A 24,958-nucleotide genomic window follows, 5' to 3' on the forward strand; every position below is an offset into this window, starting at 1 on the left:
GGAGCGGAATCGTGGATATTGCAATTGTTGGAGCTACATTTGAATTACAGGATACAGACACATTCGATACGTTATGGCGTAACTTATATGACGGAAAGGTTATAACTTATTATAGTTGTCATGATAAAGAGCAATCTCAGTTTACATTAAATAATTATGATTTGGATAAGATTAAAAAATTTCCTGACAAGTTATTTAAGTATACTGCTGAGCAAATTAAGAAGATGGATCCTCAACATAGGAGATTATTGGTATTAACGTATAAGTTATTACATACTTATAATTTAACGCATATAGGAAATGATGTTAATAATACCGGTGTATATACTGCTGTTGGGACGAGTCATTATTTGTTACATAATTTGTTAGCATCTGAAGAAAATGTAGATTATACAACATATATAAATAATGTACCGGATACGGCAGCCACAAAGATATCTTATAACTTTAATTTCCATGGACCTTCTGTTAATATCTCTACAGCTTGCTCAAGTGCGTCTTTAGCACTTGAACAAGCAGTTAAAGACCTAATGCTAGGAAGGGTGGATTGTTCCATTGTAGGTACATCGCGATTGCCGACTGAAAACTCTATTTCATATAGATATAGAAAAGATGGAATTTTTTCTAAGACAGGCCTATGTGCCCCTTTTGATAAATCTAGTGCCGGTATGGTTCCGGGCTTTGGAAGTATTGTATTGGCATTAAAGAGAAAAACAGATGCTGAGAAAGATGGTGACTCCATTTTAGCTGTAATTAAGGCTATAGGTATATCGAATGATGGAAGTGAAAAATCGAGCTATACCGCCCCTAGTGTTAGCGGTCAGTGCAGAGCTATTATGGCTGCGTATGACTCTTGTGAGTTAGTACCATCGGATATTGATTATCTTGAGACTCATGGTACGGGTACTGCCATTGGGGATGCCATTGAGTTTGAAAGTATATCAGAAGTATTTGATTGTACTTTAAATATTGGCTCAGCGAAGGCAAATTATGGTCATTTAGATAATAGCTCGTCCTTTTTATCAATTCTTAAAGTGATTTTGATGTTTGAGAATCAAGTAATGCCTAAGCAAGCTAACTTTTCAGAAAAACATCCATTTTTAAATAATGATCGAATAATGATTAATCAGAGCTCTCAAGAGGCGCCTATTAATAATATAGCTATTAATTCATTCGGCATCGGTGGAACAAACGCGCATATCATATTGCAAAGATATAATTCAGATTTTAAAGTCTCTAAGGTTATACCTGTTTCTTTTACAGAATCCGGACCGTATTGGATTGCGCCATTAAAGTCTAGAAATGATGTAAGAAAAAATAGAGGCTCTATAACAGCTAGTAGTGGAGAGGACATTGCTCAATTCATCAGTGAATATTTGGGTGAAGATATTAGTTTTGTACAAAAAACGATAAGTGAAATAGACTTGGAATCGTATACATTATTGGATTTAATTGATGCAATAGAAAATAAATTCCATATTATGTTGGATATGAGTGACTTTCAGGAAATCGATAAACCGTTAATAGAATGTGTTCTGGGTAAATTAAATGAGTCCGATACAAGTAACGCATTTAACGAAGTATTACATCCACTGGGGACATTCAATAAGGGACGTAAGACCTTATTTTTAATTCATCCGGCCGGCGGAACAATTAATGGGTATAGTAATTTCTTCAAGGATATAGATAATGACTATAATATCATCTTAATCTCCTTTCCTTTTGCTAATCTTAAATTTGTGAAGTTGTTTAGCTTAAGACAGTTGGCTAGCTATTATAAAGAATGTATTTCAGATTTTTTGAAAAAGAATCCATCAGAATACATCATAGGCGGGTATTCATTTGGAGGAAATGTAGCGTTTGAGATTGCTCATCAAATTCAGTCAGAGAGGAATTCTGATGTACCGGATGTGATTATGATTGATTCGCATCCTGTTGAAGCATATAATGAGTCTACTAAGAAACACATTACAGATATCGATATTCAAGACGCTGTACATGAATTTGTGAAACAAGGTGTTGTAGGGAAAGAGCTTGCTGATGAAAATGTAAAGAAATACGGTCTTATATGGAGACTTAACCATGATATGCTAAAGGGGTATACAGCTCCCAGTGAAATGCTTCATAGTCATCTTTATATTTTTATTTGTAAAGAGGCTGAAAACCTTGATTTGTTACAAAAGCTTGATATTCGATACTTGGATAAGACTTTGTGGCAAAAGCGATTTAGGGATAAAATTCATGTGAATTACGTTGATGGAAATCATTATTCGATTTATGCTGATAGTCAGTTAGGAATACCGATTGGTATGGAAATTGATCGAATTATGAATGAGGTACCTTATGGATCTGAATAGTTTTTTCTTATTGTTTCCCAGTATTTTTATGTTGCACGAATTTGAGGAGATGCTCTTGTTTCCTCATTTTATGGGGAAAAATCAGCAGTTGCAACGTCGATTTTTGGCGGGGGCATTTACACCGTCTAGATTCAATGCCATCGTTTGTCAGGAATTTATACTCCTGTTGATTGTGCTGGGCTTGAGTATTTATTTTAAAAGCTTCGACATTTACATCACCGTCATCATAGCGTATATATACCATGTGATCGGGCATATATTCCAAAGTATTTTCCTGCGACAGTACTTACCGGGTGTCCTTAGCGGCATCATCACGGCCGGTTATTGTACTTATCAGATGTATGATGTGGTATCAGCGAATTACTGGCTCTTGGCGTATTCGTTCATAACATTGCTGCTTATCCTTGTAAACATTGCGGTGAGTTTTAAAATATTACAGACGTTACAAAGACAATCTGATTAGACTGTGAACGGAAAGCTTTCATAGATATACAGACATATTGTTAAATAAAGCGGCTCCTCCATGAGGGGTCGCTTTTTGTATATAAAAAGGTCATCAACGTGTGTTGATGACCTCTCAATAAGTAATATATTACTATGCAATTTCCGCTTTCAAATCAATAATATGTTTAGCCGCCGTGCATCCCGGACAGTCGCAGAATTTAGCGCCTTTTGCCTTAATGTCTTTTGCGTGTTGCAATAACTGTGCGGCTACTTCGGCACCGAGCATTTGTTTTGCCAGATCGGAGCCTGCAAAGCCTATTGTTTCATCGATGAAGGCGATATTCTGTTCCGCCACGGATACGAGTTGTTTTGTGAGTTCCGCTTGTTTAGGTGTGCCTTCCGCATTGAGCCAGGATTGAGCGAACTCTTTTACCGTTTCATTGCTGGTCGGTGCATCTAATAAAGCTTGTACGAGTTGTGTTAATTGTGCGTGTGTCATGAGTACCTCCTATATATGCTGCTGACTATATAGTTTTAGAACAGAAACATGAGGCTATAAATAGCAACGTATGAGCATCTGTCCCTTTTGATGCTTTCATTATAGCATTTACATTATGTTTGACTAGTAGGATGTTTTTAGATAGATACTATCAAATAAGATAGCTGTCACAAGAACGATATATAATCGCAATTGTGACAGTTATGTGGCAGTACGGGTCAATCTAACAGTGTATTGTTATTTTATTTTCTGAAAGCCTCCGCGATGGAGTGAATACCGTCAAACAGGAAACCGAAAGCGATAAAGTATATAAATACCTCACCGGAAGCAATCGGCTTGAATATGAGTAACAGGCCTAGTAGTAACAGAACAAGTGCGAGCCATTTTGCACTGCCTCCCAGTAGTGATCCCATGGAGTCGGCATTTCTGGATTTAATGAAAATGATGATAGCATCGATTACCATCCAGATACCGATTGTGATCGGGAATACCAACGGTAGGAATGCAAATCCGCCGCACACGAGAAAGATACCGAATAAAGCATTGATAATGCCGCTGATGAGATACCAGCCGCTACGCAGTTCAGAGGGTAACATAAAATAATTTATAATGGAGCTGACTGCACTGACAAAAAAGATAATAGAAAATAGCCAGGCAAAAGCCATGAGATTAATAACGGGGTTTAATAGTAAGAATATCCCCAGGATAATGCTTACAATGCCCGATACAATAAAGAATAATCTGCTTGAACCACTCATAATAATTCCTCCAATCTTTGGTACTGCTTACTTTCAGTATGCGAGAAATCATGGTCTATGTCAAATTGTAATGATAAAACTGTGCTTTCACAAAACTCACATGTCCGCCCTGTTGACACAGTTCTATAGAATGCCGTATAATACCTTTATATCTTAAATCAAGCGATGAACGGGTATAAAGGTTTACAAATCCTGCTTTCAGAGAGTTGCCGGCCGGTGCGAGGCAATAGAGGTTGTACGCTGACACTCTCCCGCGAGCTTCGGTGGCGAACGTCAGTAGTCATCGACGGTGGTTCCGTTATCGCCGAAACGAGTCCCAATTAGGGTGGTACCGTGTTATGAATATAACGCCCCTTTGAGCAACGACGGTTGTTCTGAGGGGCTTTTTTATTTGTGAAAGTATAGGAAAAGGTGGTTATTATGGAACAGAATCGCATATATTTCTTTGATACAACGCTTCGTGACGGAGAACAGACACCGGGTGTGGCACTGCAGACACCGGAGAAGGTGGAAATTGCGAAAGGCCTAGTACGCCTCGGCATCGACGTAATCGAAGCCGGATTCCCGGCCGCATCTCCGGGGGATTTTGAAGCGGTACAGACCATTGCACGCGAAGTGAAGGGCGCAACCATCTGCGGCTTGGCGCGCGCCAATGAGAAGGATGTACAGAAGGTGGCGGAGGCCCTTGCGGATGCGGAGCGCAGCCGGTTGCATGTGTTTATCGCTACATCCGAAATCCATATGAAATATAAATTGAAGATGACTCGTGAAGAGGTGTTGGCAAAGGTACGATCCATTTTGGAATTTGCCAAGGGTAAATTCGACGAAATCGAGTTCTCCGGTGAAGATGCATCCCGTACGGATCTTGACTTTTTGTGTGAAGTATTCGGCGTAGCTATCGCCGGCGGCGCTACGATTCTCAATGTGCCGGACACGGTAGGCTATATGATGCCGCGAGAATTTGCCGATAAGATTCGCTACATCAGGGAACATACACCGGGTATTGATAAGGCGATTATCTCCGTTCACTGTCACGATGATCTGGGCCTTGCCAATGCGAACTCCCTGGCGGCTATCGAGGCGGGGGCGCGTCAGGTGGAATGTACCGTCAACGGACTTGGCGAACGGGCCGGCAATGTCGGTATCGAAGAGGTCGTGATGGCCCTTAAAACGCGTCACGATTACTTCGGCGACCTCCAGGTACATATCGATACGAAACAATTTACAAAGGTATCCAAACTCGTAAGTCGTTTAACAGGCGTTGTAGTGCCGCCGAACAAGGCGATTATCGGTTCCAATGCATTCGCGCATGAATCCGGTATTCACCAGCACGGTATGCTCAACAATCCTGAAACCTATGAAATCATGACACCTGAGTCCGTCGGGGCCGAGAAGACGAACATCGTGCTCGGTAAACACTCGGGGCGCCATGCCTTCGATGATCATTTGAAATCCCTTGGGTTCCATACTTTCACGGAGGAAAAAATCAACGATCTGTTTGTGAAGTTTAAAGCGTTGGCGGACCGCAAAAAACAAGTGTACGACGACGATATTATCGCCCTTGTGGTGGACAATATTCATCATAAAAAAGCGTTCGAGCTCGTGGCTCAATACTACAAATTGGGTGAAAAAGGTTACGCATACGCTGATGTCCGTCTCATGACTCCGGATGGTGAAAGAGCGGATGCTGCGGTCGGCGACGGTCCGGTAGACGCGTCCCTCAAGGCCGTTGAACGTGTGGTTGGCTTGCCGATCAGCCTGAAAGACTACCAGATCCGCGCGATTACAGCCGGTAAAGATGCCCTCGGGGAAGCCACCCTCAAGGTGGAATACAACGGTCGCTTGTACCATGGTCGTGGTATCAGCACCGATATCGTTAAATCAAGTGTGAATGCATATATCAATGCGGTGAATTCCGTATTCCTAGCTATGGAGCTAGAACAACAGGAGGAAGAATAAATGGGAATGACCATTACTGAAAAAAATATGGCTCGTCACGCGGGCCTCGATGTCGTTAAGCCGGGTCAGATTATCGAATGTCATTTGGATGCGGTGTTGATGAACGATATCACATTTCCACCGGCTCGCAGAGAGTTTTTGAAAATCGGAAAACCCGTATTCGACCGTCATAAAATCTACTTGGTGCCGGATCATTTCACACCGAATAAAGATATTCAGTCCGCTACACAGGCTAAGGTGATGCGCGACTTCGTACGCGAATATGGTATTACGAATTACTTTGAAGTGGGGCGTATGGGGATTGAGCATGTTATTTTGCCGGAAAAAGGTCTAATCGGTCCCGGTGAAATGATGATCGGTGCGGACTCTCACACGTGTACATATGGCGCGGTTAACGCATTCTCAACAGGCGTCGGTTCCACCGATGCGGGCGTGGCGATGGCGGAAGGCAAAACATGGTTCAAGGTGCCTGAAACCATCAAGGTTGAACTCGTCGGAAAGCCTAACAAATGGGTAACCGGTAAGGACATCATTCTTGAATTAATCGGACGCATCGGCGTTGACGGTGCTCGTTATATGGCCCTTGAATTTGCCGGCGAAGGCGTACAGCATATGACTATGGCTGACCGCCTGACGATTTGTAACATGGCTATCGAAGCGGGCGGCAAATGCGGCGTATTCCCTTATGATGAAATTACCGAAGCGTATATCAAAGGTCGCGTACATCGACCTGTTGAGCCTATCAATCCCGACCCTGATGCGGTGTATGCGCAAACGGTAACCATCGACTTGTCCAAATTGCAGCCGGTCGTGGCATTCCCGCATTTGCCTTCCAATACGCATTACATCGGCGATATCGATAAAGATATCAAAATCGATCAGGTCATTATCGGTTCCTGTACAAATGGCCGTTACGAAGACCTGGTGGCTGCCGCTGAAATCTTTAAAGGTCGCAAGGTGGCTCCATTCGTGCGCTGTATCGTGATCCCGGGCTCTCAGGATGTGTACGATCAGGCGATGAAAGAAGGCCTCTTGGATATTTTCATTCAGGCTGACTGTGCCGTGTCCACACCGACTTGCGGACCTTGTCTGGGCGGTTACATGGGCATCATGGCCGAAGGGGAACGCACCGTTTCCACGACGAACCGTAATTTCCGCGGGCGCATGGGACATGTGGATTCCGAGGTGTATTTGGCAAGCCCGTATGTGGCGGCAGCGAGTGCTGTACTAGGCCGTATTGCAGGGCCTGAGGAGGTTTAATATGGATTTTGAAAGCAAAAAAATCTGGCGCTACGGCGACGATGTAGATACAGACGTAATTATTCCTGCCCGCTATCTGGCGATTTCCGACTGGAACGAGTTGGCGGAACATGCGATGGAGGATATTGATACGACCTTCGCCCCCAATGTGAAAGCCGGAGAAATCATGGTGGCCGGAAAGAACTTCGGTTGCGGCTCCTCCCGTGAACATGCTCCTGGCGTTATCAAAGCAAAAGGTGTGCCTGTTATCGTGGCGCATTCCTTTGCGCGAATCTTCTTCCGTAATGCCATCAACATCGGTTTGCCTGTTGTTGAAATCGGAGACCAGGTGGACAGAATCGATGCAGGTGATGCAATCGGCGTGGATTTGTCTAAAGGGATTGTGTATAACTTGACGAAAAACGAACAATACCAAGGAACGGAGTTGCCACAATTTATTCAAGATATTGCGGCGGCCGGCGGTCTTGTGAGCTTTGCGAAAAACCGCAAGTAGTATAGAAGAAACGAAACACGTATCTCAAGCCTCCAAAGCGAGCTAAGTCGGTTTCGACACGTGTTTCGTTTCAAACTACTCTGCTTTCGGGGCAGCAAAACTTTAATCCCCGCCTTCTCGTTGTTATCTTGACTGGATTGTGGCAAAGGAAATAAGGGGAATGAGCTAAGTCGGTCTCAAGGCATATGCCGGCTCTTATCCTGTTAAGTGTTTTACGGATTTGAGCAAAGGTAACATTCCTTTAGCGGTTATAATCTTAAATGGGTTGTGGCACAGGGGATGGACTGGACCGTGTGGTATAGATAGACTGCAGTAGTCTGATATAGATAAACCGTAGCAGTCTGATAGGTCCCTGGATATTTGTTTGGGCTTTCAGTATAGAGATTTGGAGAGGTAAGATGAGCGAAAAGAATATTGTATTGATTCCCGGTGACGGTATCGGTACGGAGATTATTGCGGCGGCGAAGGCCGTGTGCGACGTGGCGTTTGAAAAGGCGGGCGTAGCGGTTAACTGGATTGATAAAAAGGCGGGCGGTGCGTCTATCGATGCATACGGCGTGCCGTTGACAGAGGAGACGGTTGAGGCTTGTAAGAAGGCCGATGCCGTATTGTTGGGCGCTGTTGGCGGTCCTAAATGGGATAATGTAGATCCTGCTATCCGTCCTGAAAAGGCAATCTTAGGTCTTCGTAAAGAGCTTGGCTTGTTCTGCAATTTACGTCCTGTTAAAATTTATCCGTCTTTACAAGAGTATTCTCCACTTAAAAAGGAGCTTGTACAGGATGTAGACTTCGTTATCGTTCGTGAGCTGACGGGCGGTATCTATTTCGGTGAGCGTGAAGAGGCACAAGGTGAAGGTGCTGACGAGTTTGCTTGGGATAAAGAGACATATAGCCGTTACGAAGTAGAGCGCATTATGGACATTGCCATGGAGACGGCTCGCAAACGCAATAAAAAGGTCGTATCCGTGGATAAAGCGAATGTATTGGCGTCCTCCCGCTTATGGCGTAAAATTGCGCAAGAGAAAGCGGCTGCGAACCCGGATATCAGCACGGATTACTTCTATGTGGACAATACGGCGATGCAGCTCGTTGTCAATCCTGCACAGTTCGATGTTATCGTAACGACGAATCTCTTCGGCGATATTCTTTCCGATGAAGGCGCCGTTATCTCCGGCTCTATCGGCTTATTGCCGTCCGCATCCATGGGGACCGGGACCGCTTTGTATGAACCGATACATGGCTCCGCGCCGGATATCATGGGCCGGAACTTGGCGAATCCGTTGGGGACAATCCTGTCCGCCGCGATGATGTGCCGTCATTCCCTTGATTTACCTCGAGTTGCCGATGCTATTGAAAGCGCTGTTGAGCAAGTGCTCATCGATGGATACCGTACGGGCGATATCTACCGCGAAGGCTTCAAACGGGTGGGGACAATCGAAATGGCGCAAGCGGTGATTGAGCGTCTATAAATCTTTATAGTAAACAACAAGGCTCCGAAGAGCTCCAGTGGCCACCCACCTCGTTTTACGAGGCCGCCAAGTCGCTCATCGGAGCCTTGTTGTTCTATTCTTAGAATTTATAGTCGTCAATCACCTAAAAAAGGGAGCAACCCTACTATGTGGCGCCAAGTCGGATCCAAAGGGCTTATTTTTGCTTTACTATATGTATATAGACGGTCAACTTATTATTTGTCTTTCCAGTACCACCATTTCAGTTTATCCGGATCGTGGTATTCATTTTCGGCGTAATAGACTGCAAGCCGAAAAACGTAGAGAACGCATCTGTCGGACGGTCGGCCGTTAAAGGCAGTATCTTTCAGATAGAGTTCTTCGGGGTCTTTACCAATCAGGTCTTCAATTGTTTTGATACCGATATTAAATAGGTGTTGCTCCATGTTTACACCTATTCCGGGGATTGTTTTTAAATCGCTTGCTTTTTTCATATCGTATCACTCCTAGTTGTTGGAAATTCAAGGATTGCTTTTTCTATATTTTAGCATAATAATATTACTTGCAATGATTCTGTTGAGCGCAAAGGGGGATCTATGACATCATCTACATACAGAGATTTAACGATTACCGCATTGTTGATGGCCTTAGCCATCATGATTCCTATCGTGATGCCCTTGAAGGTAGTGATACCGCCGGCATCGTATACATTGGCGAGTCACGTGCCGATTTTTCTGGCCATGTTTTTATCCCGCAAGATGACGGCCTGCGTAGTTTTTGGGTCGACGTTGGGATTCTTTGTGGCCGGCTTTCCTCTTGTCATCGTTATGCGCGCCGCATCCCATATCCTATTTGCGATGTTAGGGGCCCTTTATATCAGGAACCATCAAGCCGTTTTGTCCGGTGGCTTGTCGTTTGCCTTGTTTAACCTCGGCTGCGCCGTTGTTCATGCTGTCGGCGAGGTTCTGGCATGTCTGCTCTTTTACACTACGACGACTCTGCCGAACATCGATCTCGTGTACGTCGTATTCGGCCTTGTCGGTGGCGGCACCATCATACATAGCCTGGTGGACGGGTATATTTCGCTATATATCTATCGGGCGATTCCTAAACGGTTTTTGCTTGATGAAAGTAAATAAATTTGTACCTATAGATACAGACATAGTTATGTGCTTTCAGTATAATGAGGATAAATCAGATAACCTATATGTGTTAAATGCATAGTATTAATCACCGCAATATGATCAGAATATGTATCATGTGCGACGTTAGGGTATTAATGGATGTAGCACACATGGGCCATGTATTGTTGTTGAACAATCCCGTGAAAGTAGCCATAGAGGTGCAACTTTCACGGGATAGATGGAGGTTATTATGAGAAAACACATTAAAAATAATGTTTCGTGGGTCGGTAAAATTGATTGGGAACTACAGGAGTTCCACGGTTCCGATTACACCATCAATAATGGTTCCAGTCAGAATGCGTACTTGATTGAAGAGGAAAAGACGGTCCTCTTCGATACGGTGTGGAAGCCTCATTCTACGGAATTTATCGATAATCTCGAGTCTGAAATCGATTTGAATACGATTGATTTCATCGTATGTAATCACGGTGAAGTGGACCATAGCGGTTCGCTTCCTGCGTTGATGGAGCGGATTCCGAATACACCGATTTACTGTACGGAAAATGCGGTGAAGTCCCTCGTAGGGCAATATCATCATCCGGAATGGAATTTCAAGACCGTCAAGACCGGCGATTCCGTGGATATCGGGAGCGGCAAGTCCCTGGTGTTCGTTGAAATGCGTATGCTTCACTGGCCTGACTCGATGGCGACATATATGACGGGCGATAATATTTTGTTCTCTAACGATGCGTTCGGGCAACATTTCGCCGTAGAGGAATTGTGGGCGGACAAGGCGGATCAGTGCCGTTTGTGGGCTGAGGCCATGAAATACTATGCCAATATTTTGAATCCTTTCTCTCCATTGGTGAAAACTAAGGTTGAGGAAATTCAAAAGCTCAACCTGCCGATCGATATCATCGCTACGAGTCACGGTGCCATCTGGCGTGAAAATCCTATGCAAATCGTAGAAAAGTATTACGAATGGTCTCAGGCGTATCAGGAAGATCAGATTACCGTAGTGTACGATACCATGTGGGACGGCACGAAGAAATTGGCGCATAGAATTGCGGATGAAGTTGCAAAACAGTCTCCGGATACACGAGTTAAGATTTTTAACATCAGCAAGACGAATAAGAATGATATCATGACGGAAGTCTTCAAGTCGAAAGCCATCGCCGTGGGATCGCCGACCGTGGGCAACAGCGTGCTTTCATCCGTAGCGGGCTGGCTCGATTTTTTGCGTGAATTAAAGTTTAAAAATAAAAAGGCCGCTGTGTTCGGCACATACGGCTGGTCAGGCGAATCGACGAAGGTTTTGCGTGAAGAATTGACGAAATTCGGCTTTGCCGTAGTAGAGCCGGAAATTAAATGTAACTGGAATCCGGAACAGGCCGATTTTGATAAGGCGGAACCGCTCGTAACGGCTTTGTTGAAATAGTAATCATTTAATCTTGTAACGGTTAACGGTTTTGCGTAGCGTTTTCTAGGAACAGTAAAATTAAATAATATAATATAATAATCCCTCTGTATACTGAAGTTCATTTTTTAATAGTTGTTATATAGCACTATTAATGAGTGAGGTGTAGAACATATCTACCACAGGTCATACAGAGGGCTTTTTGCAATTATATTCAAATTATATAAACATATATAGTCCCGTATATCTGTGTATTTATGAAGAACTGCTGAAAGATTCACAGCTCATAGGTAATTGTTAAATGAAAATTTCGTGATTTGCGGCGCATAGTATTTTTATAAACTTATAATTAACTGGTTTATTAATAAGTTAAGAAAAATAATATGTAAAAAATGACTCTTAATATGAGGAAAAATCTACCCTTAGCATGAATTTACCGATTTGATAAAAATAGTCGAAAAGTTTAATTTAAAGGCATTTACAGGTTTCATGAAGAAATCTTAATGAGGCAATGTAAAGAAAATACTTGTATCTGTTTCTGATATCTGATATGATGTGCGGGCAATAAACAATATAAATTATTCTTAAACCAAGAATGGTGAAATGGAGATGAAATTTTATATTTCCGAATCTCTGTTCTATCATGAGAGCCGTGGTATTAATTTATATTGACTGTATATCAGGTTAATAAGTTTAATCTAAAGTGAAGGTGTAAGAATGAGAGAAAACAAACATTCAAAAAATTTAGCGTATGCTGTATTGGCTGCTGTTGCAGTCGGTGCGACTGTAGTGCCTGCGAGTGTGACAATGGCGGCAAGTACTGACTATGGTACAGGAAATACTATAGCTGGAGGTACAAGTAATGCTACTGTTATCGGTACGAATAATAGCGTTATTCCTGCGGATCATAGTTACCGTGACCGTAATTATATTAATGAACCGGATGAGTCGACTCGCGTGGAAGGTAACTTTGGTTCCGACTCTGTTGCGATTGGTAATGAGAACATCGCACGAGGTAGTAGCGCCATTGCTATCGGTGATTTATCTCACGCAAACTTGAGTGAAGCGACAGCTATCGGCCATAATGCACAGGCTGATCGCGTATCCTCCACGGCAATCGGTACGCGTTCAGGGGCTCTTGCTGATCGTTCTATAGCTATCGGCCATGAAGCACTTTCCGGTGGTTATAAAGCTAATGCAATCGGTTCTGATGCACGCACTTTCGGTAATCACTCTAACGCTATGGGATCTTCCGCATATGCGAATGGTGAGCATGCACAGGCGTATGGTGCCGGCGCAAATGCCGAGGGAGAACGTTCCAATGCATTCGGCTCTGATACTAAAGCAACTGCAAATTATGCAACTGCTATCGGTGATAAAGCGGAAGCCACTACTGAAAACTCCGTTGCATTAGGTCATTTATCCACTACACGTGCGGCTACCAATGTATCCAGTGCAAGTATTGCTAATCACACATTTGGTGGCTTTGCCGGTACTTCTCCTACAGGTTCCGTATCCGTAGGTAAAGAAGGTCAGGAACGTCAAATTCATAATGTGGCTGCCGGTGAAATTTCCGCTACATCCACAGATGCTGTAAACGGTAGTCAATTGTACTCCGTAGCAAATGATTTGCAAACACAAATCACTAACGGTATCAGTACTGAAATTACCAATGTTAATGGCCGTATCGGTGAATTGGGTAAACGTATTAATCGCGTAGGTGCCGGTTCTGCTGCATTAGCATCCTTGCATCCATTGGACTTCAATCCGGATGATAAATGGACTATCGCTGCAGGTTACGGTCATTACCGTAATGCGAATGCAGGCGCTTTAGGTGCTTTCTACCGTCCTAATGAAGATACAATGATTTCCATCGGAAGTACTGTAGGTAACGGCAACCCTCAATTGAATGCGGGTATATCCTTACGCCTTGGTAAACGTGCTCCGGAATCCCGTTCCCGTGTAGCTATGGGCCGTGAAATTGCTGAACTTAATGCACGCCTTCAAGATATGGAAAACAGATACAATAACTTGTTACAAATCTTGAATCCACATGCTATCGATCCTAGCAAAACTGCTGAATTCCCGGATGTTCCTAAAAATCATTGGGCTTACCAATACATTAGCCAATTGGCTGGTAATGGTATTCTTGTGGGCTATCCTGACGGTACGTTCAAGGGCGATGTGAAGATGACTCGTTATGAATTCGCAACTATGTTGTATCGTGCACTTCAAAACGGTGCTCCAATCGATGACAATATGCGTCGCGCAATGGATGAATTCGGTCCTGAATTACAGAATATCCGTCTTAACCATTATCGCATTGACCGTATTTCCGGTGATGATAATGATCGTCATAAGACAGAACGTGTTCGTGTTAATAACGAACCTAAAAACGAACGTGACGTATATGGTTCCCGTATCTCTGCAACAAGTACAACAACTACAACAGATACAACCACTCCAACAAAATAATTTCTATAGACAGCCGTTGGTTATCTATAGAAGAGATGCATTCTCCTTTCAAAACCAACCGTATCCTTCGGATGCGGTTGGCTTTTTGTGTATTTATTAACTTTTTTAAAGAGTTTCTAGAAAGAAAACCTATCGACAAATATACTGAAATACAGTATAGCGAATAGCTATAGGTTGAGAAAATATGATAGATAAAACAGCCGCAATGCATTTGCATTGCGGCTGTTTTCATACCAGTTTCCATATATTCATCAAGATACGAGTTAAAATCAACAGGCGTTTAACCACTACAGTCTGACTCCGATGATTTTATTTGTATCGATGGGGTGTTTACCCGTTTCTACTTGCGGGGCAAGTGTCTTATTTTTTTATAACTTTAAGATCTACAGGGATCTTAGCTTCTACAGTTTCGCCTTTGATGACTTTTTGAGCTGTATCAATAGCGATTTTACCCATTTGGTCCGGTTGTTGAGCAATTGTTGCAGCCAATGTGCCGTCTTGAACAGCTTTGTCCGCATCCGCAGTACCGTCAAAGCCTACGATGAAGATTGTTTTGCCTGCGGATTTAGCGGCTTGGATAGCACCCAATGCCATTTCGTCGTTATGAGCGAAGATAGCTTGTACATCCGGATTAGCCTGCAACATGTTTGTCGTTACATTCAAGCCTTTTGTACGGTCGAAGTCAGCGCTTTGTTTTGCCACGATTGTTAAGGATTTGTCAGCTACGTTGTGGAAGCCTTGGCCGCGTTCACGCGTTGCGGAAGCACCGGGGATACCTTCAAGCTCAGCTACTTTGGCTCCGTTGCCTAATTTATCAGCGATGAGTTGTGCCGCCATTTCGCCGCCTTTTACGTTATCGGAAGCGATGTGAGCCACTACCTTGCCTTTATCGGCGGAGCGGTCAACTGTGATTACAGGAATATTTTTAGCGTTTGCCGCTTCTACGGAAGTAGAAATTGCTGCGGAGTCTACAGGGTTAACGATCAATACGGATACGCCACTTTCAAGTAAATCGGAAATATCGTTTGCCTGTTTTGCAGGGTCGTTTTGAGCATCAACGATTTTAACCTTAAGACCGAGAACTTTGGCTTGAGCTTCAACGCCTTCTTTCATAGATACGAAGAACGGATTATTCAATGTGGAAACAGAGAAGCCGATCGTGCCGGATTTTTTGTCACCGCCGTTATCGGAACTTTTACCACAGCCCGCTACAAGACCGATAACCATAATAGCCATCGCCAAAAGTAATAATAGTTTTTTCATAGGAACCTCCTAGGCTTTCTTGCGGTCAGCAAGAACCGCCAATAAAATGACAATACCTTTTACGACTTGTTGATAGAAACTGGAAACGTCGAGAATATTTAACCCGTTGTTGAGGGTACCGATAATGAGGGCACCGATGAGAGTGCCGACGATATGACCACGACCGCCTGCAAGGCTTGTGCCGCCAAGAACCACCGCTGCGATAGCGTCCAGTTCGTAGCCTGCACCTGCTGTAGGTTGTGCAGAGTTAAGACGAGATGTGATGATTGCACCGGCGATGCCGCAGAGCATACCGGTTAAGGCATACACGAAGATTTTAACGCGGTCAATCTTGATGCCGGCAATGTAACTGACCTTTTCGCTGCCCCCTACGGCGTATGTTTTGCGACCTAAGGAGGTGCGGCTCAATACGAACCAGAGGATGATGAAAGCCAGAAACATGGTGATAGCCGGTACCGGAAGGCCTGCGATATCCCCTTGGCCAAAGGCGTGGAATAGAGGGGCCTGCGTAAGTCCGGAGATTGGATTACCGTCGGTGAATACCAAAGTCGCACCGCGGTAAATCGTCATCGTCGCCAGTGTAGCGATAAATGGGGCTACGCGGCCGTAGGTGATAACGAGACCGTTGATGCCGCCCAATACGAGGCCCGCACCTGCGGCTAACACGATAGCCAATACAGGGTCAGTACCAGTTACAATGAGGTTTGCCATCACCGCACTGGAGAGGGCGAGGATGGAGCCGACCGATAAGTCGATACCGCCAGTTAAGATGACGAATGTCATACCGAAGGCGATGATCGCATTGATGGATACTTGGCGCAACAGATTACGCAAGTTAGAGAATTCAAGGAAACTGTCGTTCATGACAGAGATGATTACAAATAATAAGATGAGGCCGATGAGGGGGCCTAATTTTTTTACATATTGTAGAGCTTTGCTGTCCATTATTGTCCTCCTGTGGCTAATGTCATAATCGATTCCGGTGTTGCATCACTGCGGTCCAAGATACCTGCTACGCGCCCTTCATGAATGACCATGACGCGGTCGCTCATGCCGAGCACTTCAGGCAGTTCGGATGACACCATGATAATGGACACACCATCGTTCGTTAATTCGTTCATTAAATCATAAATATCACGTTTTGCACCGATATCGATACCGCGTGTCGGTTCGTCCATGATGATGATGGACGGCTTTTTGCCGACCCATTTGGCGATGACAACCTTTTGTTGGTTGCCGCCTGAAAGGGACGATGCGGGCTCGTGAATCGACTGAGTTTTAACGCCCAGCTTTTTAGATAATTCGTCAGCAAAGGACTCTAATTTATTTTTTTTCAGCACATGGTTCGGGCAAATTTCGCCGAGGTTCGGCAATGTAATGTTGGAACCGATGGAAAAATCGAGGATCAACCCTTCGCTTTTTCTGTTTTCCGTGATGAAAGCAATGCCCGCATTGATGGCATCTTCCGGCTTTTTACAGTTGAGGACGGATCCGTTTACCGTAATGGTTCCACCGTTGTGTTTGTCCACACCGAAGATGGCGCGCATGATTTCGGTTCGGCCCGCACCCATAAGACCTGCCACACCGAGGATCTCACCTTTACGCAAGTTGAAGGAAATATCATTGTCGAAGCCGTGCGGTTGCAAGTTATCTACGCTCATGACAACCTCGCCCGGTGTTGTGGTGCGGTCCGGATAAAATTCATTGATGGAGCGGCCTACCATGTGGCGTACCACCTCGTCTACGGAAATATCCGCTGTCGGCTTGGTGATAATCGTATGACCGTCACGCATGACCGTAATGGTGTCACATTCACTGAATACCTCTTCCATGCGATGCGAAATGTACACGATGGCAACACCGTGTTCTTTCATTTTGCGCATCATCTTGAATAGGGTTGCTGTTTCACGTTCCGTAAGGGCTGCTGTCGGTTCGTCCATGATGACAACCTTCGCATCCAACATCAGTATACGAAGAATTTCCGTCATCTGCTGATGGCCGACGGAGCAGAGGCCCGCTTCGGTCGTGAGCGGTAGTTCGATGCCCAGTTCGCGGCATGTATCCTGTGCTTCCTTGAGCATGGCCTTTTTATCGAGCATACCGAACCGTGTGCGCTTCGGTCTCATCAGATACAGGTTTTCCAACAACGTTAAGTTCGGCCAGATATTTAGTTCTTGATGAATGAAGGCGACGCCGTTCAGTTCAGCCTCCCGCGGATTTTGAAAGGTGCGTTCTACGCCGTCGATGGTAATCGTACCGGCATCCGCCTTATAAATACCGGTGAGGATATTCATGAGGGTGGACTTGCCGGCGCCGTTTTCGCCCATCAAGGCGTGAACCTCGCCCTCCTTGAGGGTAATACTCACATCGCGCAGTACCTGGTTCGTACCAAATGCCTTCGCAATGCCTGACATAACAATTTCCATAACTACTCCTATATTATTGGTGAAAGTATCGATATCGTATATATCATATGTATATATGATTTAAATACGTATATATATGATTTAAAACTATGCATTTACATCATATATTTAGGGCTTTATCGATTATATCATTTACGGGCGGTCGCTGAAAATACAGTCGGCACGTAAGATGATATTCGCATACGGCGATACTTCACCGGTTCTGATAATACATTTACACTGCTTTGTCGCTTCTTTGAAAGCGTCATGACTCGTTTCAATCCACTCGAATTGATTCGGTGGAAAGGTAGAAGTTAAAAACTGGTGAGCATCAGCATTTTGCTGTTCCATTTCCCGGGCGATGTGAATCGCCTCTGTTTTCATATGCTTAGCGATGATGGATACCACCTGCTCAAAGCCGGGTACTCCGAATTCTAAGGCCAAGTCGATCTTTTGAACCCCTTCGGGTACTGGTAAGCCACAGTCAGAGATACAAATTGTATCCGTATGGCCGAGATCTGCAAGAATCTTGGCGATATGGCTGTTTAAAATGCCGTGTCGTTGCATAGATAACTCCTTTTTCTATTTCAATGAATGAGGCGTTAGAACCTCATTCATTAATTCTATCTGCTATAGAGGACAGTTGCATTTATTGCTTGAAGAACGTATAGCTTGGATTGAACAGGCCTTTCGAAGCGACTTTTGCCCTGCGAAGGCGACCCCGGCCAGTGAAGCTTTTAAAGGCCTGTTCAATCTATACGTGTTCCGTTAAGAATGCAGCGACCTCGTCCTTTGTCGGCATGCCGCCTTGAGCGCCCAGGCGTTGAATGGAGAGGGCGGCCGCCGCATTACCGTAGTGAAGTGCATCCGCGAGGCTTTTACCATTGACGATAGCCGTTGCAAAGGCACCGTTGAAGGTATCACCGGCACCTGTTGTATCCACCGGCTCAACCTTGAAGCCTGATACCGTTTTGATTTCGCCCTTGTCGGCATAGCCGACGCCCTTGCTGCCGAGGGTAACGATGATTTTGTTTTCATTAGCCAACAAAGTTTCTTCCGTAGATTGGTTAGGGTAGAGGGCCGATAGCTCATGTTCGTTTGGAGTGATGTATGTTGCCAACTTTAACCACTCAGGATCGAGGTCAGCCGCCGGGGCCGGGTTTAAGAGGACTTTCACATCAGCCTCGTGACAACGACGCACGATATATTCGATAGTTGGAACAGGAATCTCGTTTTGAACCATTACGAGATCGGCCTGCTCGATAGCGGACCACGCATTATCTACTACGGATTTATCGACCTTCGCGTTAGCGCCGGCAATAACGATGATGCTATTATCACCTTCAGCCAGCGTGATGTGAGCTGTACCTGTTGTAGTGTCCGGTACAGTGACAATGTAGTCTGTGTTAATGAAATTTTCTTTCAGATTATCTAAAATCATCTGGCCGTATGCATCTTGACCGATGCAGCCGACCATAGTGACCTTTGCACCTAGACGGGCAGCAGCCACCGCCTGGTTGGCACCTTTGCCGCCGTGGGCGATGTGCAGGTCGTTGCCCATAATGGTTTCGCCTGCCGCAGGACGTTTATCCGCGAGGACTACAATATCCATGTTGCAACTGCCAATAACAACAATGTGATTCATAATAACTCCTTAATAAGCCTCAGCGCTTAGTGGGACTAAAAATGTTTATCATTTATTTTTATACACAAACTTTGAGATGTTTTATACAATAAAATGTATATATTATATTAATGTAATCGATAATCGCATAGGCGTTTACTTTCACATATCTATTAGTATAACTTAATCATTTATTAGTATAGCCTAAATACGCGAGTTTATCTATATAAATATCTATAAAATATGGGAATAAAAAAGGTATACCCTAAAATTGCTTTACATGAGTAAAAATGTACTGATTAGATTTAGGATATACTACTTTGAAGAGTATTTAATTTTTAAAGACACTGGTTTAGTTCAAATGTTATAATCCGTTTAGTATATTTACATAATCCTGTCGTTGATCAAGTATAGAGATTAAATAAATAGTTCTAGTTTCCTCTACAACTGTGTAGAAAATAATAAGCCTTTCTAAAATCAACATTCGAAAGTTACTGTCATTAAGCGCTCTAATTTTAGGTGTAGTCCCCATATATGGATGATTCATAAGATTTGAAATTGAATTTTGAATATTTTCTTTGACTTGTATAGCTGTTTCTTTTGAAAACTGCATAGCTACATAAAGTATTTGCTGATGTAGCTCTTTATTGAACTTTTCAGCAGGAATGATTGTGTAGGTTTGGGATTCCACAGATTTACCCCATTTGCTCTAGCATTTTATCAATACTGTTGAAAGTTTCATCAAGTGTAGTGGTACGACCTTGAATGATATCGTTTTGCCCTTCTACAAGAGAGGATAGTAATTCTATTTTTGACTTTAACATATTGTAAGTATTATAGCCGAGACTTACGGTGTCTCCACGACCATTTACGGTAATAATAGCAGCCTCATTTTTAAGTTGTAAGGATTTAGAAATTTCAGGATACTTATTTCGTAAATCAGAGGATGGACGTATTGTTTCACGTAATATTCCCATAGTTATCTCCTTATAGTTTTAAAAGTGTTAGTTCATTATTTATATACCATAATTATATCATTTAAACGATATAATTGCAGTATATAAATATATATGAGGTATTTATTTAAAGGGTTTTAACTAGATACTTTAATCATATAATGATATATAAAAAGACTATCTCCATATGTATTGGAGATAGTCTGATATTGGTATATAGTATTTTCTCTTTTCTACTAAATTTAATGTGATATATTAGTGAAAGCTTGGTTTATCAAAGTGTGTACCCGGTTCGCCGACACCGATGCTGGCACGGGTAAACGGAGTTTCATCATCTGCGTGTAAGATGTCAAAAATCGCTTTCACAACGGCCTCTCGAGAGACCTGGGCATCGTTGAATTGAGAGCCTTCAGGAATGAGTTCGTAATCGGTCTTTTCCGGATCATTGTAAAGCCATGTGAGGCGTAAAATAGTGTAGTTTAAATTAGATTCGCGCAACACATTACGAGCCTGGCGTTCGCCTTGTACATAACTGATAGGTAAACTGTCAAAGGTCCATTTTTCGAGAGCTGCCGGGAATTCACCGGATAAACCGGCGATGGAGACACCGATGATGCGGCGTACATTGTTACGACTTAGGGCTTTTACGATGGCGGCCATATCGCTGCCGGATTCCATAGCGTTCACATATACAACTTCGGCATTAGTCACGGCCTCTTCCAATTTCGCGGGATTCTGAAAGGAACCTTCTATAACGGTGATACGTTCATGTGCATAAATCTCGGGATCCAGACGACGTTTTAATTGACGACCGTATAATGTGATATGCATATCTGTGTATGTTAATAAGGTAGCAGTCAATTTTTGAGCGATTTGGCCCGCAGCTCCTAAAATCGTAATATATTTATACATAAAAAGACCTCCTATGTTCGGGCATAAATATTTGATGAAATTTTAACATACATATATGACAAATACGTGAGAAAAAATGGTGAGAAATAATTTCTTGAAATTGCTTTGAGGTTCTGAAAGTTTAATTAGTACCCAGGATTTCTTTTGTTGTTTTTAGCTGCGCAAATCGATCCCGCCAAATCTTTTCTTTGTAGAATGATAGGATTTTATCGGCGGATAGATGTTCGTTGTCAAAGGTAGAGACGGCATCTTCGACGATGGTGAGATTATAACCATATTCAAAGCCTACTTTCACGGAGGTATCGATACAGAATTCCACCTGCATTCCCACGAATGTTAAATCGGTAATATTTTTGTTGTCTAAATATTCCTTTAGCTCAGTATCTTTGAAGATACTGTTATAATATTTATTAAAGATCTTTTCGTTTCCTTGCGGTTTTAATTCGTGATAGATTTGCCAATTATCGCTACCCGTTGCCAATAAACCTTCAGCTTCAGAGTGTCTGATAAAAATTACTTCTATATTTTGATTTCTGAAATGTTGAATGATTGCTTTTGTATTAGCGATAAGATTTTTCGCATCGTAAGGGTTTGCCTTAACTAATCCTTCTTGTATATCGATTACGATTAATGCCTGTGTCATGCTGAACCTCCTTGGTGGGATATATACATATATTATATACTAACATTTTTAGGATATCGACGTTGTCAAAATTATTGTTAGTAAATGAAAAAGATTAATGTTAATTGCAGGCTATTAGACAGTTCTTGATTTAGCGTAAGAACAACTACGGTTGACTATCTTTGTATAGAATGCTATCCTATATATGACAAAGGAAACGAAGATGTGGAGATATAGAGTCTTCATACAAATAAAAATAGCAGGGTTGCCGCCCTGCTATTTTTGTTGTGCTGGTTACTAACGAGAGTGCCTGTCCAGCCACTTGCAGATATAGTGACAAGTTATACCTGCTATGACAGACACTGCTAAGGAAACGAAAATATCAAACAGAGTCTTCACCTCCTTTCTGTTACCAGAATGGAGTAGTAACATTTCAATTATACAATGAATATATATGCCTTTCCAGACACAATGATTACATATCTATTTGGTGGACGGCATATCAAACTGATAGAACACCGCGTGCAAAACTGATGGAACAATGATAAAATAAATCCATATATATTTTTATAGAAATGAGGCAATTATGGAACGGATTCAGGATCTTGTGTATACTCATGTGCAGGGTGGTCAGTTCAGGTGGGTCACGGTCAGCACGTTGATGCTGGCGTTGGGGGCTATTTTACATTTGGTGAGTCCCAGTGTATTGGGGGTAACGCCGAACTGGATGATTGCTACGTACTGCGTGGCTATTTTATTGACACGGCCCAGCTTGCGTCAAACTTTAGGGGTTGGTCTTGTGGCGGCGCTGATCAATGTGTTGACGTCTAAATCGGCATTCCCGTACGGTAACTTATTGTCCGAACCGGGTGGCGCGTTGACGGCGGCCCTCGTAGCGCGTGCTATGATGTCCGTCAAGTTCCGTAAAATAGGCGGCTTTGATATTACGCCGGTTATTACGGGCTTTCTGGCGACCGTTGTGTCCGGCGGTATCTTCGTAACGATTTTGTGGCAGATCCTAGGATTGCCGAATAATGTATATATGTACGGTATGTGGCCTATGGTACTCATCGTCGGTGCGTTGAACGGTGCCATTACGCCGATTCTATATATTCCCGCTCAGCGATTGTTCTCAAAGCGCGGCATGTTGCCGGATGCGGATCAGTTAACATCGGATCATAGCGGACTCACCATTTTGCCGGAACGGCAGGCGAAAATTTCCATCGAGCATATGAATTATTATCATCCGAAGTCGACCGCTCCGACATTGGAGAACATCAATCTCGATGTGCATGACGGTGATTTTCTCGTCGTGACGGGTCCTGCCGGTTGTGGTAAAAGTACCCTTTGTATGGCGATGGTAGGGGCGGTGCCTAAATTTTACGGCGGTCGTCTCGAAGGCATGGTCTTTGTAGAAGGGAAAGCGACGACACAGCTTGAAATTCCTGAATTGGCGAATCATATCGGGGTTGTTCTCGCCGATTATGATACGCAGCTCGTAACGATGACCGTTCGCGAAGAGGTGGCATTCGCCATGGAAAATCGCGGATATCATCGAGATGTGATTGAAGCGCGTTCCCAAGAGGTGTTTGAACAGGTCGGTCTTGTAGGTTTAGAGGATCGCAAGATTACGAGCCTTTCCGGAGGACAGCGTCAACGGCTGGCCATTGCCTCCGTATTGGCTACAAATCCGTCTATATTGGTGCTTGATGAACCGACCAGCTCTCTTGATCCGGACGGTACCGCGGAACTGTATCGGATTGTGGGCGGCTTGAACCGGAATCACAATATTACTGTTGTGGTTATCGATCATGACCTTCATGCCGTGTTGCCGTACGCAAATCGCATGGCTCTCATGGTGGACGGCTCTATCGCTTGTGACGATGATGTACCTACTACGCTTCGTTACATGTACGAGCATAATATTCACGTTGATGCATTGCCGTCCGTGTTTACAACCTATATGGAACTGGAACAGGCGGGCTTTCACAGTGATGAACCTTGGCTCAGCATCGAATCCGCCATTAAGGGCCTGCATCAGTTGGAAATGGCGCATGCCATTCAGGTTGAGGTTCATGGTGAAAGTGCCGTTGATGAAATCGTAAACGGAAAGGACGGTGGCACGCATGCTTAAGATTGAAAATGTAAGTTTCGGCTATGTGCCGACCGTAGATATTTTCCGAAATGTATCTTTCACGATCGACGGCGGCGAATATATCGCCATCGGCGGTCGCAACGGTTGCGGTAAGACGACGATTACGCGTCTTTTAGTGGGCCTTGAAAGTCCTACGAGCGGCCATATGTATTATAACGGCACGGATATTACCGCGATGCCCGCATCAAAGCGCGGGCAGTTCATCGGTTACGTGTTTCAACAGCCGGATCGCCAGATGTTCAGACCGACCGTTGCTACGGAGGTTGCCTTCGGACCGGAATCGCTCGGACGCGGTAAGGACGAAGTCAATCGCATCGTTGAGGATGTGCTCGTCAAAACGGGAATTTCTCACTTGAAGGATGCTTATCCTCCGACATTGCGACGCGGTGAAAAGCAACGCGTTGCCATTGCATCGGCACTTGCAATGCAATCTAAAATCCTCATCCTTGACGAACCGACCAGCGGGCAGGACGGCAAGGAAACGAAGGAATTACTGAAGTTGTTGCGTCAACTGAACAATGAAGGCATCACGATCTTACTTATCACACACGATATGGAAATCATGGCCGGTGAATGCAGTCGTGCCCTTATCATGGGACATCAGACTCTCGCCTTTGACGGTACGCCGCAGGATTTATTTATGAAATCCACCGACGAATTACTTGACTTGGGACTTACGAAGCCGCCAAGTGTGGAACTTTCACTGGCGGTACCGAAATTAGGCTATTGCAAGTCCATGGATGAATTGAAATCGAAATTAGTGGCTCAGTTGAGCGGAAAATAGGAG

The 24,958-nt window shown here is 43.8% G+C and carries 23 protein-coding genes and 1 other annotated feature; of the genes, 11 read left to right on the forward strand and 12 right to left on the reverse strand.

Annotated elements, in window-relative coordinates; all coding sequences use genetic code 11:
• Positions 1-11 precede the first annotated feature (11 nt).
• Together CKV62_RS00530 and CKV62_RS00535 are read left to right on the forward strand one after the other, a co-directional pair.
• Positions 12-2,357 (forward strand): beta-ketoacyl synthase N-terminal-like domain-containing protein, encoded by a 2,346-nt coding sequence (locus CKV62_RS00530; RefSeq protein WP_095064790.1) that lies wholly within the window; start codon positions 12-14, stop codon positions 2,355-2,357.
• Positions 2,344-2,820: an HXXEE domain-containing protein gene (locus CKV62_RS00535; protein ID WP_095064792.1), complete on the forward strand. Its 477-nt coding sequence runs from the start codon at positions 2,344-2,346 to the stop codon at positions 2,818-2,820. Before CKV62_RS00530 ends, CKV62_RS00535 begins: the two co-directional genes overlap by 14 nt.
• A gap of 132 nt (positions 2,821-2,952) precedes the next feature.
• Here the strand turns inward: CKV62_RS00535 and CKV62_RS00540 are convergent, their stop codons facing one another.
• On the reverse strand, positions 2,953-3,300 hold the full coding sequence (locus CKV62_RS00540) for a hypothetical protein (RefSeq protein WP_095064795.1): 348 nt from the start codon (positions 3,298-3,300) through the stop codon (positions 2,953-2,955).
• Between the two features lie 242 nt (positions 3,301-3,542).
• Positions 3,543-4,058, reverse strand: coding sequence for a DUF308 domain-containing protein (locus CKV62_RS00545; RefSeq protein ID WP_095064797.1), 516 nt, complete (start codon positions 4,056-4,058; stop codon positions 3,543-3,545).
• 156 nt (positions 4,059-4,214) lie between these two features.
• Positions 4,215-4,416, forward strand: a binding site (T-box leader).
• A 62-nt stretch (positions 4,417-4,478) separates the two neighbouring features.
• On the opposite strand from CKV62_RS00545, the gene CKV62_RS00550 reads away from it, so the two are divergent.
• The 4 genes from CKV62_RS00550 (at position 4,479) to leuB (ending at position 9,239) form a co-directional block, all read left to right on the forward strand.
• Positions 4,479-6,017 carry a 2-isopropylmalate synthase gene (locus CKV62_RS00550; protein ID WP_095064799.1) on the forward strand — a complete coding sequence of 513 codons (1,539 nt, stop codon included), beginning with the start codon at positions 4,479-4,481 and terminating at the stop codon, positions 6,015-6,017.
• Positions 6,018-7,277 (forward strand): 3-isopropylmalate dehydratase large subunit, encoded by a 1,260-nt coding sequence (gene leuC / locus CKV62_RS00555; protein WP_095064801.1) that lies wholly within the window; start codon positions 6,018-6,020, stop codon positions 7,275-7,277. It abuts the gene before it with no gap.
• A gap of 1 nt (position 7,278) precedes the next feature.
• Complete coding sequence (locus tag CKV62_RS00560; protein WP_095064803.1) at positions 7,279-7,770, forward strand: 3-isopropylmalate dehydratase small subunit; 492 nt, start codon at positions 7,279-7,281, stop codon at positions 7,768-7,770.
• Between the two features lie 398 nt (positions 7,771-8,168).
• Entirely contained in the window at positions 8,169-9,239 is a 1,071-nt protein-coding gene (gene leuB, locus CKV62_RS00565; RefSeq protein ID WP_095064804.1) for a 3-isopropylmalate dehydrogenase, read from the forward strand.
• Positions 9,240-9,454: 215 nt separating this feature from the next.
• Here the strand turns inward: leuB and CKV62_RS00570 are convergent, their stop codons facing one another.
• Positions 9,455-9,712, reverse strand: coding sequence for a helix-hairpin-helix domain-containing protein (locus CKV62_RS00570; RefSeq protein ID WP_095064806.1), 258 nt, complete (start codon positions 9,710-9,712; stop codon positions 9,455-9,457).
• 102 nt (positions 9,713-9,814) lie between these two features.
• Here CKV62_RS00570 and CKV62_RS00575 point away from each other — a divergent pair, with 102 nt between their 5' ends.
• From CKV62_RS00575 to CKV62_RS00585, 3 genes are all read left to right on the forward strand, one after another.
• On the forward strand, positions 9,815-10,357 hold the full coding sequence (locus CKV62_RS00575; protein ID WP_095064808.1) for a hypothetical protein: 543 nt from the start codon (positions 9,815-9,817) through the stop codon (positions 10,355-10,357).
• Positions 10,358-10,592: 235 nt separating this feature from the next.
• On the forward strand, positions 10,593-11,780 hold the full coding sequence (locus CKV62_RS00580) for an oxygen-binding di-iron domain-containing protein (protein ID WP_095064810.1): 1,188 nt from the start codon (positions 10,593-10,595) through the stop codon (positions 11,778-11,780).
• A 696-nt stretch (positions 11,781-12,476) separates the two neighbouring features.
• Positions 12,477-14,234: an S-layer homology domain-containing protein gene (locus CKV62_RS00585; protein WP_095064812.1), complete on the forward strand. Its 1,758-nt coding sequence runs from the start codon at positions 12,477-12,479 to the stop codon at positions 14,232-14,234.
• Positions 14,235-14,594: 360 nt separating this feature from the next.
• Here CKV62_RS00585 and rbsB read toward each other — a convergent pair whose 3' ends face one another.
• The 9 genes from rbsB to CKV62_RS00630 all read right to left on the reverse strand — a co-directional run bounded on the left by rbsB (position 14,595) and on the right by CKV62_RS00630 (position 22,037).
• Positions 14,595-15,497: a ribose ABC transporter substrate-binding protein RbsB gene (gene rbsB / locus CKV62_RS00590; protein ID WP_095064814.1), complete on the reverse strand. Its 903-nt coding sequence runs from the start codon at positions 15,495-15,497 to the stop codon at positions 14,595-14,597.
• 9 nt (positions 15,498-15,506) lie between these two features.
• Positions 15,507-16,442 (reverse strand): ABC transporter permease subunit, encoded by a 936-nt coding sequence (locus CKV62_RS00595; RefSeq protein WP_095064816.1) that lies wholly within the window; start codon positions 16,440-16,442, stop codon positions 15,507-15,509.
• Complete coding sequence (locus CKV62_RS00600; protein ID WP_095064818.1) at positions 16,442-17,923, reverse strand: sugar ABC transporter ATP-binding protein; 1,482 nt, start codon at positions 17,921-17,923, stop codon at positions 16,442-16,444. Before CKV62_RS00600 ends, CKV62_RS00595 begins: the two co-directional genes overlap by 1 nt.
• 132 nt (positions 17,924-18,055) lie before the next feature.
• The gene (gene rbsD / locus CKV62_RS00605) at positions 18,056-18,469 is read right to left on the reverse strand and encodes a D-ribose pyranase (protein ID WP_095064820.1); all 414 of its coding nucleotides are present in this window, start codon (positions 18,467-18,469) and stop codon (positions 18,056-18,058) included.
• A gap of 187 nt (positions 18,470-18,656) precedes the next feature.
• Entirely contained in the window at positions 18,657-19,547 is an 891-nt protein-coding gene (gene rbsK, locus CKV62_RS00610; protein ID WP_095064823.1) for a ribokinase, read from the reverse strand.
• Positions 19,548-19,890: 343 nt separating this feature from the next.
• On the reverse strand, positions 19,891-20,217 hold the full coding sequence (locus CKV62_RS00615; protein ID WP_095064826.1) for a type II toxin-antitoxin system RelE/ParE family toxin: 327 nt from the start codon (positions 20,215-20,217) through the stop codon (positions 19,891-19,893).
• A gap of 4 nt (positions 20,218-20,221) precedes the next feature.
• Positions 20,222-20,503 carry a type II toxin-antitoxin system Phd/YefM family antitoxin gene (locus CKV62_RS00620; protein ID WP_095064828.1) on the reverse strand — a complete coding sequence of 94 codons (282 nt, stop codon included), beginning with the start codon at positions 20,501-20,503 and terminating at the stop codon, positions 20,222-20,224.
• A gap of 234 nt (positions 20,504-20,737) precedes the next feature.
• Positions 20,738-21,394, reverse strand: a complete 657-nt coding sequence (locus CKV62_RS00625; RefSeq protein WP_038116657.1) for an NAD(P)H-binding protein — start codon at positions 21,392-21,394, stop codon at positions 20,738-20,740.
• A gap of 121 nt (positions 21,395-21,515) precedes the next feature.
• The gene (locus CKV62_RS00630; RefSeq protein ID WP_095064830.1) at positions 21,516-22,037 is read right to left on the reverse strand and encodes a cysteine hydrolase family protein; all 522 of its coding nucleotides are present in this window, start codon (positions 22,035-22,037) and stop codon (positions 21,516-21,518) included.
• A gap of 565 nt (positions 22,038-22,602) precedes the next feature.
• Here CKV62_RS00630 and CKV62_RS00635 point away from each other — a divergent pair.
• The gene (locus tag CKV62_RS00635) at positions 22,603-24,150 is read left to right on the forward strand and encodes a tryptophan transporter (protein ID WP_095064832.1); all 1,548 of its coding nucleotides are present in this window, start codon (positions 22,603-22,605) and stop codon (positions 24,148-24,150) included.
• On the forward strand, positions 24,143-24,955 hold the full coding sequence (locus tag CKV62_RS00640) for an energy-coupling factor ABC transporter ATP-binding protein (RefSeq protein ID WP_095064834.1): 813 nt from the start codon (positions 24,143-24,145) through the stop codon (positions 24,953-24,955). Before CKV62_RS00635 ends, CKV62_RS00640 begins: the two co-directional genes overlap by 8 nt.
• Positions 24,956-24,958 lie beyond the last annotated feature (3 nt).

It is taken from the genome of Veillonella rodentium, from assembly GCF_900187285.1.
Lineage (GTDB): Bacteria > Bacillota > Negativicutes > Veillonellales > Veillonellaceae > Veillonella > Veillonella rodentium.

Excerpts from the sequence above, each read along its gene's own strand:
- CKV62_RS00535 (WP_095064792.1), top strand. The coding sequence starts at position 2,344 with ATGGATCTGAATAGTTTTTTCTTATTGTTTCCCAGTATTTTTATGTTG.
- CKV62_RS00540 (WP_095064795.1), bottom strand. The coding sequence starts at position 3,300 with ATGACACACGCACAATTAACACAACTCGTACAAGCTTTATTAGATGCA.
- CKV62_RS00545 (WP_095064797.1), bottom strand. The coding sequence starts at position 4,058 with ATGAGTGGTTCAAGCAGATTATTCTTTATTGTATCGGGCATTGTAAGC.
- CKV62_RS00550 (WP_095064799.1), top strand. The coding sequence starts at position 4,479 with ATGGAACAGAATCGCATATATTTCTTTGATACAACGCTTCGTGACGGA.
- leuC (WP_095064801.1), top strand. The coding sequence starts at position 6,018 with ATGGGAATGACCATTACTGAAAAAAATATGGCTCGTCACGCGGGCCTC.
- CKV62_RS00560 (WP_095064803.1), top strand. The coding sequence starts at position 7,279 with ATGGATTTTGAAAGCAAAAAAATCTGGCGCTACGGCGACGATGTAGAT.
- leuB (WP_095064804.1), top strand. The coding sequence starts at position 8,169 with ATGAGCGAAAAGAATATTGTATTGATTCCCGGTGACGGTATCGGTACG.
- CKV62_RS00570 (WP_095064806.1), bottom strand. The coding sequence starts at position 9,712 with ATGAAAAAAGCAAGCGATTTAAAAACAATCCCCGGAATAGGTGTAAAC.
- CKV62_RS00575 (WP_095064808.1), top strand. The coding sequence starts at position 9,815 with ATGACATCATCTACATACAGAGATTTAACGATTACCGCATTGTTGATG.
- CKV62_RS00580 (WP_095064810.1), top strand. The coding sequence starts at position 10,593 with ATGAGAAAACACATTAAAAATAATGTTTCGTGGGTCGGTAAAATTGAT.
- CKV62_RS00585 (WP_095064812.1), top strand. The coding sequence starts at position 12,477 with ATGAGAGAAAACAAACATTCAAAAAATTTAGCGTATGCTGTATTGGCT.
- rbsB (WP_095064814.1), bottom strand. The coding sequence starts at position 15,497 with ATGAAAAAACTATTATTACTTTTGGCGATGGCTATTATGGTTATCGGT.
- CKV62_RS00595 (WP_095064816.1), bottom strand. The coding sequence starts at position 16,442 with ATGGACAGCAAAGCTCTACAATATGTAAAAAAATTAGGCCCCCTCATC.
- CKV62_RS00600 (WP_095064818.1), bottom strand. The coding sequence starts at position 17,923 with ATGGAAATTGTTATGTCAGGCATTGCGAAGGCATTTGGTACGAACCAG.
- rbsD (WP_095064820.1), bottom strand. The coding sequence starts at position 18,469 with ATGCAACGACACGGCATTTTAAACAGCCATATCGCCAAGATTCTTGCA.
- rbsK (WP_095064823.1), bottom strand. The coding sequence starts at position 19,547 with ATGAATCACATTGTTGTTATTGGCAGTTGCAACATGGATATTGTAGTC.
- CKV62_RS00620 (WP_095064828.1), bottom strand. The coding sequence starts at position 20,503 with ATGGGAATATTACGTGAAACAATACGTCCATCCTCTGATTTACGAAAT.
- CKV62_RS00625 (WP_038116657.1), bottom strand. The coding sequence starts at position 21,394 with ATGTATAAATATATTACGATTTTAGGAGCTGCGGGCCAAATCGCTCAA.
- CKV62_RS00630 (WP_095064830.1), bottom strand. The coding sequence starts at position 22,037 with ATGACACAGGCATTAATCGTAATCGATATACAAGAAGGATTAGTTAAG.
- CKV62_RS00635 (WP_095064832.1), top strand. The coding sequence starts at position 22,603 with ATGGAACGGATTCAGGATCTTGTGTATACTCATGTGCAGGGTGGTCAG.
- CKV62_RS00640 (WP_095064834.1), top strand. The coding sequence starts at position 24,143 with ATGCTTAAGATTGAAAATGTAAGTTTCGGCTATGTGCCGACCGTAGAT.